Origin of the sequence: Acidovorax sp. (genome assembly GCF_046294525.1) — a bacterium.
Lineage (GTDB): Bacteria > Pseudomonadota > Gammaproteobacteria > Burkholderiales > Burkholderiaceae_C > Acidovorax.
This window is the reverse complement of sequence record NZ_JBKBKQ010000037.1, coordinates 1-16,239: the sequence shown is the minus strand read 5'-3', so window position 1 is coordinate 16,239 and position 16,239 is coordinate 1. Positions and strand designations below refer to the sequence as shown.

Sequence of the window (16,239 nt, the reverse complement as noted above, 5' to 3'; positions counted from 1 at the left end):
CTTGCAAGGTCAGTTCACAGCCGGGTTGGCGCCCACCCATACCGCCAGCGCGCTGAGGTTGTCCTGGTGGGGGCGGCCTTGAGTCATGACCGAGGTGGTCATGTTGTGTAGCCATGCGTCCGGACGTTCAGACGTTTGGAGCGCGCTTTCCATTTCGGATTCGTGCAGGTTCTCCCACAGTCCGTCGGAGCAAAGCAGGAAGGCGTCGCCCTCCAACAAATCCATGGACTCATGCAGCACGGTGGGTGGGACCTGTGAATCGGCGCCGACGGCACCGGCGAGCACGCTGCGGTTCGGAAGCGTGCGCGGGTCGCTGCGTGGGTAGACGCCCGCATGCAACAACTGTTGCACGACGCTGTGGTCCTCCGTCATGCGAAGAACCTTCCCGTCGCGAAAGCAGTACAGCCTTGAGTCGCCCCAGTGTGCCCATAGCGCCCTGCCGGTGAGCGGGTCGATGCACAGCAAGACCACCGTCGCACTCATGTGCATCCGGGACTTGGACATGGGCTGCTCTTCGGAAACTGTGTGTTCTGCGCGGGAAATGAGGGAGGCGAGGCTTGCTGGCGCGAACAAGGGGTTCTCGCGGTATGCGCCCAGCACCGCATCCACGGTAAGCCGGGCTGCCAGGGCACCGTTGCCATGGCCTCCCGCCCCGTCTGCAAGGGTGCAGCAGAAACCCTGGCGGCCCAGATCAATCATGCCCAGGTAGTCTTCGTTCGTGGCGCGTGCGCCCCGCTCGGTGACGGCCGAGACGGTGAGTTGCAGCCGGTGCGATTCGCCCGCGATATGGGTAATCACGGCGTCCCCCCGGCGGATCGCGCCGCGTTCTCGTAGGCTTGCACAAAAGTCTGGCCCGAGAACGCCATCAGGTCGTCCTCCGCGTGTTGGCGAATGGAATCGTACTTTTGCTGGTACTCGTCCCACAGCGCAGCCTTCCGGTGCAGGGACGACAGCTTGGTCAGCATGCCTGCCGAGCTTGCTGACTTCTTCTCCAGTTCGGCTGGACTCAGGCTCGTCACCGCTTCGGCATAGGCCGCACGGATGCCCGCCATGAGCGCAATCTGATGCACCGCCAGATCATTGAAAGCCTCTTGAAGCGCCGCGACTGGGGGCATGAAGCCAGGAAAACTCTGACCCACCAGTTGGAGCATCACACCCTCCGCGGTTGGGAGGAACTTGAGTGGATTGTTCTTGCCGGACGCAATGATGGTGACGTCGGCCCGGAATTCCTTCTTGATCTCAGAGCGGGCGGACAGTAGATCAATGGAGCCTTGCACTGCAACGCGAAGCACCTCGCCAAATTGGCGCATGAACTCAGGCGTGATGGCGAAGGTAGCGCGATCCAGAGCGAGTCCCGCACCTTCCAGGAAAGCGGCAGCCAATGCTTGCCCATCGTTCACGGGCGCAGGATGTGGCTGTGTGCGCAAGGCCGGCTGCAGCAAGGTCTGAAGCGTCTCGGAGCCCTCCGGCGCGGTTACGGTGGGGGCTGAATCATTGGCGGTGTGGTGACTCGGCGTTGGCTCTGAAGAGGGCACGCGCGGCGCAAGGCGAGGTGCTTGGCTGCCAAGGAGAACGGGCAATTCGCCCGGGTCTCGTTGAGCCAATCCGCCGGTAGGATCTGTGGCGGCTGCATCCAGTGCGGGAGCGTCAAACAAGTCAAGATCCAGGCCCTGCATGGTTTGAAGACCTGCTGCCTGCGCAACCTTTGCTGCCTCGTGTTCCTCTGGCAATGCGCGGGCCAGCGCACCGGGGCCAGCGGGGGGAGCTGCGTGTTCTGCCAGCTGCGCGCTCGTGGTGATATCAGCGTGGCGAATTGTGCCGCGGGGCATGCTGAAGACCTGGGCCAGGTCTGAGCCCCGTGCGAGTCCGTGGTCCTCCGCCTCCCTGTACATCGACTCGCCGGGTTCGCGAAACAGCTTGAGCGGGTTGAGCTCTACATGGGGGTCCAACTGCCTGGGCAGGCCGGTGTGCGCTGGATTGTCCATGTCCCCCGCAAAGTGAGCTGTAGGTGGCAGCGACTGCAGCAGCTCGTCATTCTTCAACTGAGCCACTTCCGAAAGGCTTTTCGCTGCGAGATCTCCGCTCCATGCGTCCCGCTGATTCGCAAGATCTTTGGGATCCGCCGCGAACGGATCAAAGTCGTCCGGTATCACCATGGCGCGATGTACCTGCGGTTTGTGGTGGGCGGCAGGCGCTGGCCCAGTCGCAGCAGGCGCGAGTGGGTTGCACGCGGAAGCAGGCTCGGGGTTGCTGGACACCAATGCGGAACCCTCGTCAAGGCTCCGAGCGCAAGCAGGAGGGATGGATGCCGCTGCCGTAGCGGCGGGGGCGTTAGAGCCCAGGCTTTCCACACGGCCCAGCATGGCAAACGGGTTGTCGCCTGCTGACACAACTGAATCGCCATCGGCTCGCGCTGTCGCTGTTTGCCCATCGACCAGCTCAGGGATGGTGAATTCACCGCCTACGATGGGCGGAATGTCAGCCCATGGATTGGGCAAAGAGGCCAGTCCGAGCGCGTGGGGACTTCCCTGCAACGACTCGGGTGCCACTTTGAGAGATTGCGGCGAGGTGTCTACTCCGTGGTGAAGTTGTCCATCATGGGCTTCCAGCGAACTCGCCGCTGTGCGGTGCTCTGCTCCCGGTACCGTTGCAAGGATTCGGTAGGCGCCGATGACGATCTCGGCCCCGTGCCCCAGGGGTACTTCCTGGCCAGAAACTACATCCAGGCCGTCGACCTGAACGGAGCGGCGCTCGCACAGATTGGCGAGATAAGCGTGGTCAGAGTCCAGCCTCACCATGGCATGGACGCGGGCGACCTGGGCATCCGTGTCGGGCAGAACGAGCTTATTCTGTCCTGATCGCCCAATGGTGCCACCGGCCATGCCAAAAATCGCCGACACCACGCGGTCTGCGGGTGCGCCCGATTGGTGGGTGACCACCAGTTCAATCTTCTCCATCTGATTTGCGCTCGTGAGAGGTCCGAAGTCAAGATGCCTTACGTGTCGCGCGCTTGTTACGTGCAGCGTTGCGGGCGTTGTTGAACTCACGTCCCCACACAGGATGGCCCTTCTCGGCCTCCGTCAGCTGAAACGTGGGATCTTGTTCGAGCGCAAGATCAAATTGTTGCCTGCAGGGGCGAACACGTCCCAGAGCGCAGTGGCTGAAGGCCATGAACTTCCGCGCCTTAATCTGGGAAGTCAGCGTGAGCTCGGGCGCTTCTGCCAGCGGGGTCAGTTTCACGATCGCATCTTCGAATTGCCCCTCCGCATAGATATTCAGCGCCTCCGTCAGCAAGGCTTCCTTTTCGGCACGGGGGTCTACCGGCGCGACGGGCGCTGGCGGTGGCGCGGGTTGCACGGCCTCGACTTTCGCGGGAGGGGCCTCGGGGGTCGTCTGGCAAGCGGCAAGCAGGGTGCCTGCGCAAACAATCAACAAATGGTTCAGAAAACGGGGCGACATTGTTTACCTCGCGTCAAAGTCATGGGTGATGGTGATCGTGTCGTCGGATTCGACTTTCAACGTCCTGCGCACAGTCTCGAAACCCGGATTCGTGAGTTCAATCGTGTGTGCACCCGGCGGCAACTTGAGCTCCGTCAGTGGCGGGGTAACTCCCAGACGCTTGCCATTGAGGGCAACATGGGCCCACGGCGCCACGCGCAGTTGCAGGTTGTTTTCCGACCGTGGCCGATGCCTCGAAAACGCCCCGTTCGGCAGGGCTCCGCTGCTGTTGGGTTGAGTTGCGAGGACGGGCAGCAGAGGTGTAACTGCCGTAATCACGGTGCTATTGAGTACGAAGCTAGTGGCTGGCGTACTGGGGGGGCGCGGGGAGCCCGCAGGGTTAGGCCCTGCGCGGTTGCAACGCCATCCCCGCTTGCTTTGAGCCTTCAGATAGGCATCCCGCCAAGGGGTGCCTTGCAGCTCATAGTCTTCCAATGCAAAACTCGGCCGCGAGTCCAGGGCTGCATCGAAGGCTGTGTCACACCGCGCCCACTCCTTGTTGGTGCAGTACACGAAGGCCAAGTATTTGTGAGCGGTGGCCTTTTCCCTGCGGTCTGGCAGACCTGCAAAGAGCGATGCTTGCAAAGCCCGTTCGGCCTGGTCCAATCGGCGCGACTCGTAAAGGGAAATTCCCTGCGCAAGAAGCTGACGGCCCGACGCAGCGTCGGGTCCGCGCGTGTCAGCAGCAAGGGGCTCTTCGCACTCCGTTGACGCCACCGCACCTGTAGCACCCAGCCACAGGCAAATAGCGATCCAGCGCAATGAAGCGTTCATAGACATGGCATCCACGGCTCAAACGGGCTATTCGAACTGGTGGCTCAGAACCACCGGTTCTCCTTTTTTGACTTGTACGGTCCGTACAACGGAAGCCGCTGCCGGGTTGCTGATTTCGATGCGATGGGCGCCTTCTGGAAGTTCGAGTTGGGTGAGGGGCGGTGTGGTGCCTTGCGCAGCCCCGTTGACGGAAATCCGCCCCCACGGACTGACTCGAAGCACAACCCTGCCGGTGTCACCGACCGGCTTGGCAACAGGCTTCTCTGCCACAGCAGGGTCGCCCAGCGCAGAGACCTGGGTACCTGCGGCCGCAGGCGGGGCTTCAGCCTTCGGCATGGCCTCCTGTACCAAGGGGCGCTCGGGCGCAGGTGTTGCGGCGACGTCGGCGGCTGCTGCTGCCGAAGCCGTGGGCGCTGACGCGGCAGGCACCGCCACCTCTAGACGATTGATCAAGGCAAGAGCCTGACTGCGGTAGGCGCCCGACGGATGTGCCTCAAGATAGCCGTCGAGTGCCGCCACCGTCCCTGCGGCCTGTGCTTGCAGCCACTGTTGTTCATCGGGGCTGACCGTGGCGGCGGTGTCCTGTGGCGAAGCGGACGTATCTCGGCCTCCCCACCATACAGCCGCAGTGACGGCAGCCACGGCGACCACCGCTATGGATATCCACCGGGCGGCTGCAGCGGTATTTTTTCGGGCGTCTCGTGGAGGGGTGGTCGCAGCCGAATTGCTTGGCCGAGGCGCCTCGGGTACTGGAAAAATCACAGCGGGGGCTGCGCTGCCCGATGCTGACGGGGCTGAGGGGGCTGAGGGGGGATCCTGAAACGCAGCCCCACGCGAGGGCATTTCATGGGCTGCACCCGGCGCCGACATGGGGCCGCTGAACTTAAAGATGTCGTCTGGAACTTGCGTCGTGAGGACAGGGGCATTGCTGGACGAGGGTGCGCCGGGGGGCGCAGTCGCCGCTTCTTGGGGAGATGTTGCTGCATCGATCTCCACACGGTATTGGGCGGGGACGCCGGTGGTTCTGGCCCCTGCCTCCGGGCCTTGGTGGCGCGCGCCTCCCACGTTTATTCCGTGGGGCTGCGCGCCCATGTCGCTGCGGGTCTCAGGAGGCAGGGGTGATGCGGGTGCCATAGCCCCGGCGCTTGCCCATGGCGCGAAGACTGGCGACGTCATGGTGGATACGCCGAGAAGTTCCTTGAGCTCTCCGATCGCCTGGGGCCGGTCCTGGGGCTTTACAGCGAGTGCGCGGTGGACCCCGTGCAGAAACTGCGCCGAATACCCCGGGCAATGGGTGGGGGACAACGCCGCCACGGGGTCGTTGATCATCCGAGCCACTGAGGTCGCCGGCGGCTTGCCGGTGATGGCCAGATAGAGCATCGCGCCGATCTGGTAAATGTCTGTCCAGGCGCCTTGGGGCATCGCGCCGTCATCCACGTACTGCTCGATGGGGGCGAAGCCCGGCTTGAGAACCATCGTCAGCGCCTGCGTCATGTCTCCAATGATTCGTCTGGCCGCACCAAAGTCCAGCAGCACCGGCATGCCCGAGTTCTGAAGGAATACATTGTCGGGGGCAATGTCGCGGTGGTAGCAGTCGGCTGCATGCAGCATCTCGACCACGTCCAGAATGGGGCTGATGATTGCCGCAAGCGTGCGTTGGTTCATGCGCCCAGGCTGGCTGGTGAGAAACGTACGGAAGGTCTGGCCTTCGTAGTGGCGCATCACCATGTACGCCGTGCCGTTGAACTCAAAAAACCGGTAGACATGGACCAGGGCGGGGTGAGAAAACTTGGCCAGCAGCCGAGCTTCATTGATGAAGCTGCGCAGTCCGGCATCGAACGCTCCCCGGTGCTGCGAGCGCACGTGAATCTCATTTGAGGACTTGCGCCCGGCCAACGTTGCGGGCATGTACTCCTTGATCGCGACGATGCGATCCAGGCTAACGTCGCGCGCACGGTAGACGATGCCAAACCCGCCCTCGCCAATGACGTCCAGCAGCCGGTACTCGCCGATATGCACGCCCGGTGCAAGGCAATTGGCAGAACCTCCCACAGTTTCAATCATCACGCGACGCCCTCAGTTTCGTTCTCGGATATCTGCTCTACGCCCTGCCATGCCAGGGCTGCACTATGGCCAGCATCAGCCCACTGTTGAGCGCATGGGTCGTCGCCCATTCATTTCATCCAGCGTTGGATCAATCCCTGTGCGCGTCATCGCGAACACGTGAGCCTCGCACTGAACTGCCTGACGTCACGACCTTGGTGACGTGTACACATGCCTGAGTACGAAAGTCCGAACGGCTCAGCGATACGGCGGCAGGGGTGGGTCGATCGCGGCGGAGTCTAACGTGCACACATTGCGAAACACCGCACGAAACGGCGTGTTTTGGGTGTCAGAAACACACTGTTTCTAATGTTGCGGAGCTTGGCTCATTTGCTGTCAGTTGATACCCCTGAATCGAAATCACGCACTTATCATGCGCCCGCAAACAAGCTTGCGAGGGAGGGGAAATGCGAGCAAGCAGCGGGTCATTCCTTAGTGGATGCATTGCTTGAGAAGCGCCTGACGCTGTGACCAGGGCCATGGTTGCTTTGGTCTGTGAGCGCTCTTCATCGCGAACGATTTCCTGCTCCTCTTGGCTGTTTCTTCTGCGAGGGCGCTCGGCTCTTGTGGAAATTGAGGGCGCAAGCACGCTGCTTTTGGCGGTGTTCTCTGCGCATTTTTTTGAACCAAGAAGAGGTATCGGAATGACAGTTGCGATTTTTATGAAGGTGGAGGGTGCCAGCGGTGAATCGAAAGACGCGGCGCACAAGGACTGGACCGACGTTGAGTCGTTCACCTGGGGTGTGACCCAGCCCCACTCGATGTCGTCAGGTGGCGGCGCGGGCGCGGGCAAGGCCGACTTTCAGAACCTGAACGTCGTCGCCAACATCGACAAGTGCTACCCCGCAGTGCTCAAGCACTGCGCGACCGGCAAGCACTTGGGGCAGGTGGAAATTTCGATGTGCAAGGCCGGTGGCACGCAGATTGAGTTCGGCAAGATCACCCTGACCGACGTGATGGTGACCAATGTGACGGTCAGCGGCACCAGCTCTGGCGACACCGTGGTGGTGAACTACGCCTTCCAGGCTGCCAAGATCAAGACGGAGTACTCCGAGCAGACCAATCAGGGTGGCAAGGGTGCAACCAGCCAGATGGGCTTCAGCATCAAGGAAAACAAGGAAGCCTAATCGCCGAGCTTGCGGTTGCGCTCACCTTGCGTGCGCAACCAGGAGCCGTGTCTGCGGATGCGGCTCCTTTTTTTGTGTCTGCTTCCTGTCGGTAGCTCGTCGTATCGCCCGCGCGTTCTGCGGTCACACCGACATTTGTTTCATCTTCTGCCATGTCCCGTCGCGTCACCATCCAAACCCCCCTGGGCGAGCAGCTGCAGTTTCGCAAGCTCGACGGGATCGAAGCGCTCAGCGAGCTGTTTTCCCTTGAAGTGGATCTGGTCAGCCCGAGCAAAACCATTGATCCCAGGGCGCTGTTGGGTAAGTCCGTATCCGTGGCGGTCGAAACAGAGGGCATGGGCAAGCGCTACCTCAGCGGCCTTGTGACGCACTTCGGCATGCAGGGGCAGGACCATCGCTGGGCCTGCTATCGCCTGCGTTTGCGGCCCTGGCTGTGGGTGGCAACGCGCAAGACCGATTTCAAGATTTTCCAGCACATGACCGTGCCGGACATCATCATGGAAGTGCTGGGGAAATACGGTTTTCCCATTGAGCAAAAGCTTACCCGTTCGTACCGCACCTGGGACTACTGCACGCAGTACGGCGAGAGCGACTACAACTTCGTCGCCCGGCTGCTGGAGCATGAAGGCGCCTACTACTACTTCACTCACAGCGCGGGAAGTCACACGTTGGTGCTGGCAGACGATATCGTGGGTTCGCACAGCCCTTTGCCTGGGGGGCACGTTGTGCCGTTTCATCCGCCCGGTAAGGCCGCGATCGCCGACAAGGAGCATTTCCACTCCTGGGAGCTCACCCAGGAGGTGCAGCCCGGCCGTCACTACAACGACGACTACGATTTCAAGAAACCCCGCGCCGATCTTTCGAACATGCGGCAGAACCCGCCTGGGCATGAGCATGACAAGTACGAGATCTACGAGTGGCCGGGCGGTTTCACAGAGTTTCCGGATGGCGAGACCTATGCCAAGCTGCGTCTGCAGGAGCATTTGGCCAAACACAGCCGCGTGCTGGGCCGTGGCAACAAGCGCAACTTGGCGACTGGCTACACCATCAATCTGGAAAACTACCCGCGCGAAGACCAGAACCGCCAGTACCTGATCGTTAGCACGCACTATCACTTCGAAGAAAACCCAGAAGTCAGCAGCAGCCGGACCGGCGGCGCCACGCCTACAAAGAACCCTCAGGAAGCGGGCTCCGTCCAGCAGTTCGAGATTCGGGCTCAGCCCACCAGCATTGAATTCCGGCCCAAGCGCGTGACGCCCAAGCCCCGGGCGCTCGGCCCGCAAACGGCTGTGGTGGTAGGGCCGCCGGGTGAAGAAATCTGGACCGACAAGTTCGGTCGGGTAAAGGTCCAGTTCCACTGGGATCGCATCGGCGCGATGGACGAGAACTCCAGTTGCTGGGTGCGGGTATCGACCAGCTGGGCGGGCCCGCAGTTTGGGGCGGTGTTCATTCCCCGCATCGGTATGGAAGTCATCATCGACCACCTCAACGGTGACCCTGACTATCCCATCCTCACGGGCTGCGTGTACAACGCGGTCAATATGCCGCCGTGGGCGCTGCCAGCCAACGCAACGCAGAGCGGCATCCTCACGCGGTCCAGCAAAGGTGGCGCAGCCGGAGCGGGCATGAAGAACGGCCCCGGCGACGCCAACGCCCTGCGCTTCGAGGACAAGGCAGGCGAGGAGCAGCTGTGGATCCACGCGCAGAAGGACCAGTTGACCGAGGTCGAGAACGACGAGGAGAAGTGGGTCGGTAGAGACCGGAAAAAAACCATTGACCGGGACGAGACCAGCACCATCCATCGCGACCGCACCGAAACGGTGGACCGCAACGAAAAGATCACCATACACGGCTGGCGCACGGAGGAAGTCGATGGCGACGAGACCATCACGATCCACAGCAACCGTTCAGAGCGGGTGGACCACGACGAAAAAATCAGCATCGGGGACAACCGCAAAGAAACCGTGGGCAAGAACGAGACCGTGAAGATCGGCCTCACCCGGCAGCACACCATCGGCATCATGTCCATGCTTAACGTGGGCCTGGTGCGCATCATGAACGTGGGTGTCGCGTACAGCCAGAACATCGGCATGATGATGTCCACCATCGTGGGTATGACCCAGACCACCAAAGTCGGCCAAAGCCAGAAGACCACAGTCGGCAAGGACTATGTGCTGGAGGTGGGCGCCGGTGGCGGGGGTGGAGGCGGTGGATCTGTGGCCACAGGCGCTGGTGTGGATCACGTTGTAGCTCCGTCGGGCAGCGGGTCCGGCGACGGCGGTGGTGGTGATGCCCCCAGCTGCATCAAGATCGACGCCAGCCAGATCTTCATGGAGTCCAAGAAGATTCATCTCAACGCCAAGGACGAGATCCTTCTCACCGTCGGCAGCAGCACCATCAAGCTCACCCCCAGCCAGATCGAAGTGCTTTCGCCGTTGGACAAGCTCAACTGCTAGACAAGCACTTCCCGCTGAATAGGGCGGCGCGGGCGCCGCCCTACTCGTTGCGCCTCATGCGGCGCAAGCACCTGAACAACAACACATTCAATTGAGGGAGAAACACCATGGGCAAGAACGCAGCCAGGCGAGGAGACCTGACTGAATCCGGAGGCCCGATCATTCAGGGCTCCAACACGGTTCTCATCGGCTCCCAAGGCGGCATAGCGTGCTCCACCTGCCCGGGCGGCAAAGCCATCGGCAGCCCCGTCAACCCCACCCTGGGCGCCAAAGTTCTGCTGGGCCCCGAAGACCTGGACTTCGCGCTGCCCGGCCCCATGCCCCTGGTCTGGCAACGCCAGTACAGCAGCTATGTGAGCCCTGCGCACGGCCCGCAATGCGGCCTGCTGGGCTGGGGCTGGCGCCTGCCGCACGAGCTGCGCATCGACCTGCAACCCACCCAAACCCTGCTGCACGACGCCGGTGGCCGCGTCATCACCTTTGACGAACCCCTGCGTGCAGGCCAGACACTGCAAAGCGACAGCGAAGCATTGTTGCTGCTTCGCGGCGGCGGCGCTGAGGCACACCACAGCGGCACCCCCGCCAACCTCGCCCAGGAACTCCTGCCCTGGGTGCACCAAGAGCGCTGGGCCCATGTCCCCGCCCTCGCCAAGACTGACGCCAACTACATCCTGGCCGCCACACAGACCGGTCGCACTCTGTGGATCTTTAAATCCCAAGCCAGCGGGGCCTGCCACCTCATCGGCCTCATGGACGCCTTCGGCCGCAGCCAGCAGTACCACTATGACGAACACGGCCGGTTGAATGCCATCACCGATGGCGCAGGCCGCCGCTACGCCCTGCTGTACAACCGCGAGAGCGAACCACGGCCACACAGCGGCACCGAAACCGACACCGGGCTGCGCCTATTGGGCGTTGACTGTGTTTACAACCCGCACGACAGCAGCATCGACCCCACCCACGCAGGCACGATCCCGAGCACCTCCCACCCCGTCCCCCTGGTGCGCTACCACTACGGCCCCCAAGGCGACCTCATTGCCGTCCATGCCCGCGACGGCCAACGCACCCGCCAATTCCGCTACGACAGCCAGCACCGCATGCTTGCCCACCGCGTGCGCAGCGGCCCGGAGCACAGCTACGTCTACGAAAGCCCCGCCCCCGGCGCACGCGTCATCGAACACCACAACCAAGAAGGCCTGAGCTACCACTTCAGCTACCAGGACGCCCTGCCGCAAGACCCCCAAGCCGGCAGCTGCACCACCGTGCGCGACAGCCTGGGCCGCACCACCGAGTACCACCACCAAGGCCGAGGCGGCCTCAAGCGCATCACCCGGCAAGTCAACCCTGACGGCAGCGAAGAACAGTTCCAGTACGACGGCGCAGGCCGGCGCATCGCCGCCACCGACCCCCTGGGCCGCACCACCCACTGGCGCTACGACGGCCAGGGCAACCTGCTGGGCGTGCAAGGCCCCGATGGCCGCAGCAGCCAGCAACGCTGGGGTTTGCCCGGCACAGCGCAAGACGGACTGCTGCTGCAAAGCACCAGCATCAGCGGCATCCAAACCCACTACGCCTATGACGAATGGGGTCGCCTGACCGAGACCACCGTCACCGCCGCAGACCTGATCACCACCACCCGGCTGCAATACCAGGAAGGCGCCCCACACACACTGCCCCCCACCGCCCGCGCCTGGGCGGACCAGCCCGAGGCCATCATCGACCCGAAAGGCGGACGCAAGACCCTGGGCTACAACGCCTGCGGCCAGCTCACCAGCTACACAGACTGCAGCGGCCACACCACCCGCTGGCAGTACGACGCCTGGGGCGAGCTCATCGAAGAAACCGATGCCCTGGGCCAGCACACCCGCCACCGGCGCGACACCCTGGGACGGCTGCTGCGGACCCAGCAGGCCGACGGCAGCCTAGTGCAATACCGCTGGGGCGACAACGGCCAGGTCCAAGCCATCACCCTGGGCGCCGTAGCCCACCGAACCAGCGACACCGGCTTGGCACCGGTCACCACCACCGTCGCCTACGAACACGACCTGTGGGGCCGCGTCACCGCCCAGACCCAGGCCGGCGCCAGCCTGCATCTGCGCTACGACGCAGCAGGCCGCATCACCGAACTCATCAACGAGAACCACGCCACTACCCGCTTCATCTACGACAGCCAGGACCGCCTGATCCAGGAAGTGGGCTTCGATGGCCGCAGCCAGGCCTACCGCTACGACGCCGCAGGCCAACTCATCGAGAAGACCGACAGCCAAGACAGCAGCCTGGCCGCAGCCACCGAAGGCGCGGGCACCGTACGCAGCCGCTACCACTACGACAGTGCTGGGCGATTGACGTACCGCATCACCGCCAAGGCCGAAGTGGCACGCAACGCAGCTGACCAAGCAGCATCAACAACAACCACCCCAAACACCGACCTGCAAATCCACCAGTTCAGCTACGGCGACAGCGGCGAACTCCTGAGCACCCAAGGCTGGGAGTTGAGCGCAAAGGCGACCACCGCGCTGATCAGCGCCTGGCTGCAGCTGAGCACCGAACAATTCCGTACCGTGCTCAACCAGCAGCACGACCCGCAAGCCCTCGCCAACAGCCCCTGGCTGCAAAGCCTGCAAGTCCAGCACCTGCATAACAGAAGCCGCGTGGATCTGCAGCGCGACGCCTTGGGGCGGACCACGGGCGAAGTGCAAACCCTGCACCGGCCAGGAACATCCACCATCGAGTTTGAACACCGCATCCACCACCGCCTGGGCGCACTGGGCGAACGCCAGACGAGCGAGCTGCAAGGTATCGGCCAGCTGGACTGGCTGACCTACGGCTCAGGCCATGTGCACGGCGTGCTGCTCAACCAAACCCCGTTGCTGGCCCTGGAGCGCGACAAGCTGCACCGTGAAGTGGGACGCAGCCTGCACCTGCTGCAAAACGGAGCAGATCATCATCAGCATCAGCCCCTCATCACCCAGACCCGCCAGCTGGACCCCCTGGGCCGCCTGCTGCACCAACGCTGGCAAGGACTTCCGGGACCAGCCAGCGCACCCCCAAGTGCAGCCCCGCTCATCGGTGACCTGCAGCAGCGCCGCTACACCTACGACAGCCTGGGCCAGCTCATCGGCATCCAAACCCCCACGGAAGCCAACGTCTACCAATACGACGACCGCCAGCGCTTGATCGGCCAGACACACGCCAGCGCCCAGGGGGAGCACCAGCACCGATGGCGCCTGGACCCGGCGGGCAACCGTCTGACCAGCGCTCCGGCAGGCAAACCCGCGGGAGCGACCGCAACACCCGGCGCCAACTGGAGCGCCCAAGTCCAGCAGAACCTGCATGACCCGCGCTTCAACCTGCTGCAGCCCGAGCAGGACCCGGACAGCCCCGCAGGCCAGAACGTAGAGCGCTGGCGCGACAACCGCATCGGCTGGAACAATGACGAACGAGGACGGACAACGCACTACCGCTACGACAGCTGGGGCAACCGTACGCAGGCCCTGCACAGCGACGGCAGCATCACCCAGCTTCACTACGACAGCCTGCACCAGCTGCGGCAAGTCGTGCAGGTCGATGCCCAAGGGAAAGCACAAAGCAACACTACGTACCGCTACGACGCGTTCGGACGGCGGGTGAGCAAGACCCACGAAAAGACCGGACAACAAAGCCGGACCACCCACTACGGCTGGGATGGAGACCGGCTGGTGCACACGGAAACCGCAGAGCACATTCACCACACGGTGTACGAGCCCGGCAGCTTTGTGCCGCTGCTGCAGGTGCAGAGAAGCAAAGACAAAGAGGGGAACACCGACCCGGTCAAGACCTTGCTGGGCATGGGCAACAGCGAAGCCAGCAACAGCGTTGAAAACGACCTGCCGCGCCACGAGCGAGAAATGCTGCACCGAGCCTTGAAAGCGGCCCTACAGCCCGGCTACGAACTGTCAGCGCTCTTGCCGCAGGAAATGCGGGCGCAAGTGCGGGAGTCGATCCAGGCGCTCAAGGACACGCAAGCCCAAAGCGAAGATGCACATCCGCTCACGATCCGGCACGTGCTCACGGATCACCTGGGTACATCCATCGCGTTGGTCAACGCAAACGGAGAACAACCAGGCCAAGTGGTCTGGGCTGCAAGGTACGGGGCCTGGGGGCAAATCGAAGACGAATACAACCCAGACCGAATCCAGCAACCGATACGGTTCCAGGGGCAGCAGCTCGATGAGGAAACGGGCCTCCACTACAACCGGTTCAGGCACTACGATCCATCAGTCGGGCGGTACGTGACTCAAGACCCCATTGGGTTAAATGGTGGGGTAAATAACTCTCTGTATCCCGTTAACCCAATTTCTAGGCTTGATCCTCTTGGCCTCCAGGTAACTGCGGTTGGGCAGATAGGCGGCTCTGCCGTGTTGGGTGGCGGAGTTGAAGGGAATCTAGGAGGGTTCTTGACACTCGGCAAAGGCGGGGCTGATCTTGGCGTGTTTAGCCAAGGTGGTCTGTCGGCTGGGTATCAAATTCCTGGCGTTTCTGCTCAGGCGGGCGTTATTTTTGGCGATGTAAACAGGCTTCGTGGGGTTACCAAAAACATTAATGGCTGTGTTGGGCCGGTATGCATGACTGTAGCAAAAGATGATAATGGAATAGCAGGGATTACAGTTGGCCCAGGCACGGAGGTCGGCGGGTCGATAACTCATGCTGAGACAGGGGCTTGGAGTATGCGAGAAGCATTGGGACGTGCGTTTGAAAAATATCTAGGTGGAAAGTGACTTGATTTATGGGCCCGCTAAAAAAGTACAGGATAATTTTTCTGTTATTTTTCTTTGTTAGCATGATATTTGGAGTGCTTATGGTTTATGTAAGCGAAGATTTTTTGTATGCGGCATTTATGAATCTAATTGTATTTGGCTTGTATTTGCGAAATATTTCTTGTCCTCGATGCGGTCACCCTATCGGGCCAGTTCGAGGTGAGTTTTTTGGTGTTATTTTTAATCATATGTTTCGGAGAAATTGTAGAAATTGCGGCGCGCGCTTGGAATAATTAGAAGCCTTAATTTGACAGCCGCGCGGAACTGGCGAATCGGGCAGGCAAACCCACAGGAGCGACCGCAACACCCGGCGCTGAGTGGAACGCCCAAGCAAAACCTGCACTACCCGCGCTTTAACCTGCTGCATCTCGACCAGAACCCGGATAACCCCGCAGGCCGGAACGTAGAGCGCTGGCGAGACAACCGCATCGGCTGGAGCCAAGACGCTGAGAGCCAAGGTGCAACCCGCTACCGCTACGACAGCTGGGGCAACCGCACGCAGGCCCTGCACAGCGACGGCAGCATCACCGCGCTGCACTACGACAGCCTGCACCAGTTGCGACAAGTCGTGCAGATCGATGCCCAAGGGAAAGCACAAAGCAACACTACGTACCGCTACGACGCGTTCGGACGGCGGGTGAGCAAGACACACCAAAAGACGGGAGAGCAAAGCCAAACCACCCACTACGGCTGGGACGGGGACCGGCTGGTGCACACGGAAACCGCAGAGCACATTCACCACACGGTGTATGAGCCAGGCAGCTTTGTGCCGCTGCTGCAGGTGCAGAGAAGCAAAGACAAAGAGGGGAACACCGACCCGGTCAAGACCTTGCTGGGCATGGGCAACAGCGAAGCCAGCAACACACTGGAGCAAGAACTACCCCGAGAGGAACGAGAGCTCCTGCATCAGGCCTTGAAAGAAGCCCTGCAGCCAAGCTACCGGCTCTCAGAACTGATGCCGCAGGAAATGCGAGCGCAAGTGCAGAAATCGATCCAGGCGCTGAAGAACGCCCATACCAAAAATCGAAGAGCAAAACCCGCTGACGATCCGACACGTGCTCACGGATCACTTGGGCACGCCGCTGGCGCTGGTCAATGCGAATGGAGAGCAACGAGGGCAAGTGGCCTGGGCGGCCAGGTACACAGCTTGGGGGCAAGTCGAAGAGGAATACAACCCAAACCAAATCCAACAGCCGATTCGGTTCCAGGGGCAGCAGCTCGACCAGGAGACGGGGTTGCATTACAACCGGTTCAGATACTACGACCCCTGTATTGGAGGGTATATCGTGCAGGATCCGGTTGGATTTGTTGGTGGGATCAATAAGTTTATATATCCAGAAAAACCTACCACCTGGGTTGATCCTTTAGCAGGCTGCTGAAATACCTCTCGCAGTCCCTCCGCCGCTGAGACACAGCCACGACAATCAAGGCCCCCGACCACAAGACAAGCCATCCATGCGCGGAGCCGACACCTTCACCGAGAGC

Annotated in this window: 9 protein-coding genes; 4 read left to right on the top strand and 5 right to left on the bottom strand. The window is 61.8% G+C overall.

Annotated features, from left to right (window positions below; genetic code table 11):
- Positions 1 to 9: 9 nt before the first annotated feature.
- Genes ACK4HJ_RS21625 through ACK4HJ_RS21605 form a run of 5 tightly spaced genes read right to left on the bottom strand, consistent with a single transcriptional unit; the run spans position 10 to position 6,336 of the window.
- Entirely contained in the window at positions 10 to 798 is a 789-nt protein-coding gene (locus tag ACK4HJ_RS21625) for a PP2C family protein-serine/threonine phosphatase (protein WP_409835398.1), read from the bottom strand.
- Positions 795 to 2,957 (bottom strand): type VI secretion system-associated FHA domain protein TagH, encoded by a 2,163-nt coding sequence (gene tagH / locus ACK4HJ_RS21620; protein WP_409835396.1) that lies wholly within the window; start codon positions 2,955 to 2,957, stop codon positions 795 to 797. Before tagH ends, ACK4HJ_RS21625 begins: the two co-directional genes overlap by 4 nt.
- Positions 2,958 to 2,985: 28 nt before the next feature.
- Complete coding sequence (locus ACK4HJ_RS21615; RefSeq protein WP_409835394.1) at positions 2,986 to 3,459, bottom strand: TssQ family T6SS-associated lipoprotein; 474 nt, start codon at positions 3,457 to 3,459, stop codon at positions 2,986 to 2,988.
- Between the two features lie 3 nt (positions 3,460 to 3,462).
- Positions 3,463 to 4,272 carry a PEGA domain-containing protein gene (locus ACK4HJ_RS21610; RefSeq protein WP_409835392.1) on the bottom strand — a complete coding sequence of 270 codons (810 nt, stop codon included), beginning with the start codon at positions 4,270 to 4,272 and terminating at the stop codon, positions 3,463 to 3,465.
- Between the two features lie 27 nt (positions 4,273 to 4,299).
- A complete protein-coding gene (locus ACK4HJ_RS21605) occupies positions 4,300 to 6,336 on the bottom strand; it encodes a protein kinase domain-containing protein (RefSeq protein WP_409835390.1) in 2,037 nt (678 codons plus the stop codon).
- 683 nt (positions 6,337 to 7,019) lie between these two features.
- Here ACK4HJ_RS21605 and ACK4HJ_RS21600 point away from each other — a divergent pair.
- From ACK4HJ_RS21600 to ACK4HJ_RS21585, 4 genes are all read left to right on the top strand, one after another.
- Complete coding sequence (locus tag ACK4HJ_RS21600) at positions 7,020 to 7,502, top strand: Hcp family type VI secretion system effector (RefSeq protein WP_409835388.1); 483 nt, start codon at positions 7,020 to 7,022, stop codon at positions 7,500 to 7,502.
- A gap of 152 nt (positions 7,503 to 7,654) precedes the next feature.
- Positions 7,655 to 9,958, top strand: a complete 2,304-nt coding sequence (gene tssI / locus ACK4HJ_RS21595) for a type VI secretion system tip protein TssI/VgrG (protein WP_409835386.1) — start codon at positions 7,655 to 7,657, stop codon at positions 9,956 to 9,958.
- Positions 9,959 to 10,065: 107 nt separating this feature from the next.
- Entirely contained in the window at positions 10,066 to 14,715 is a 4,650-nt protein-coding gene (locus tag ACK4HJ_RS21590) for an RHS repeat-associated core domain-containing protein (RefSeq protein WP_409835384.1), read from the top strand.
- Between the two features lie 1,094 nt (positions 14,716 to 15,809).
- Positions 15,810 to 16,133 carry an RHS repeat-associated core domain-containing protein gene (locus ACK4HJ_RS21585; protein WP_409835381.1) on the top strand — a complete coding sequence of 108 codons (324 nt, stop codon included), beginning with the start codon at positions 15,810 to 15,812 and terminating at the stop codon, positions 16,131 to 16,133.
- Positions 16,134 to 16,239: the final 106 nt, after the last annotated feature.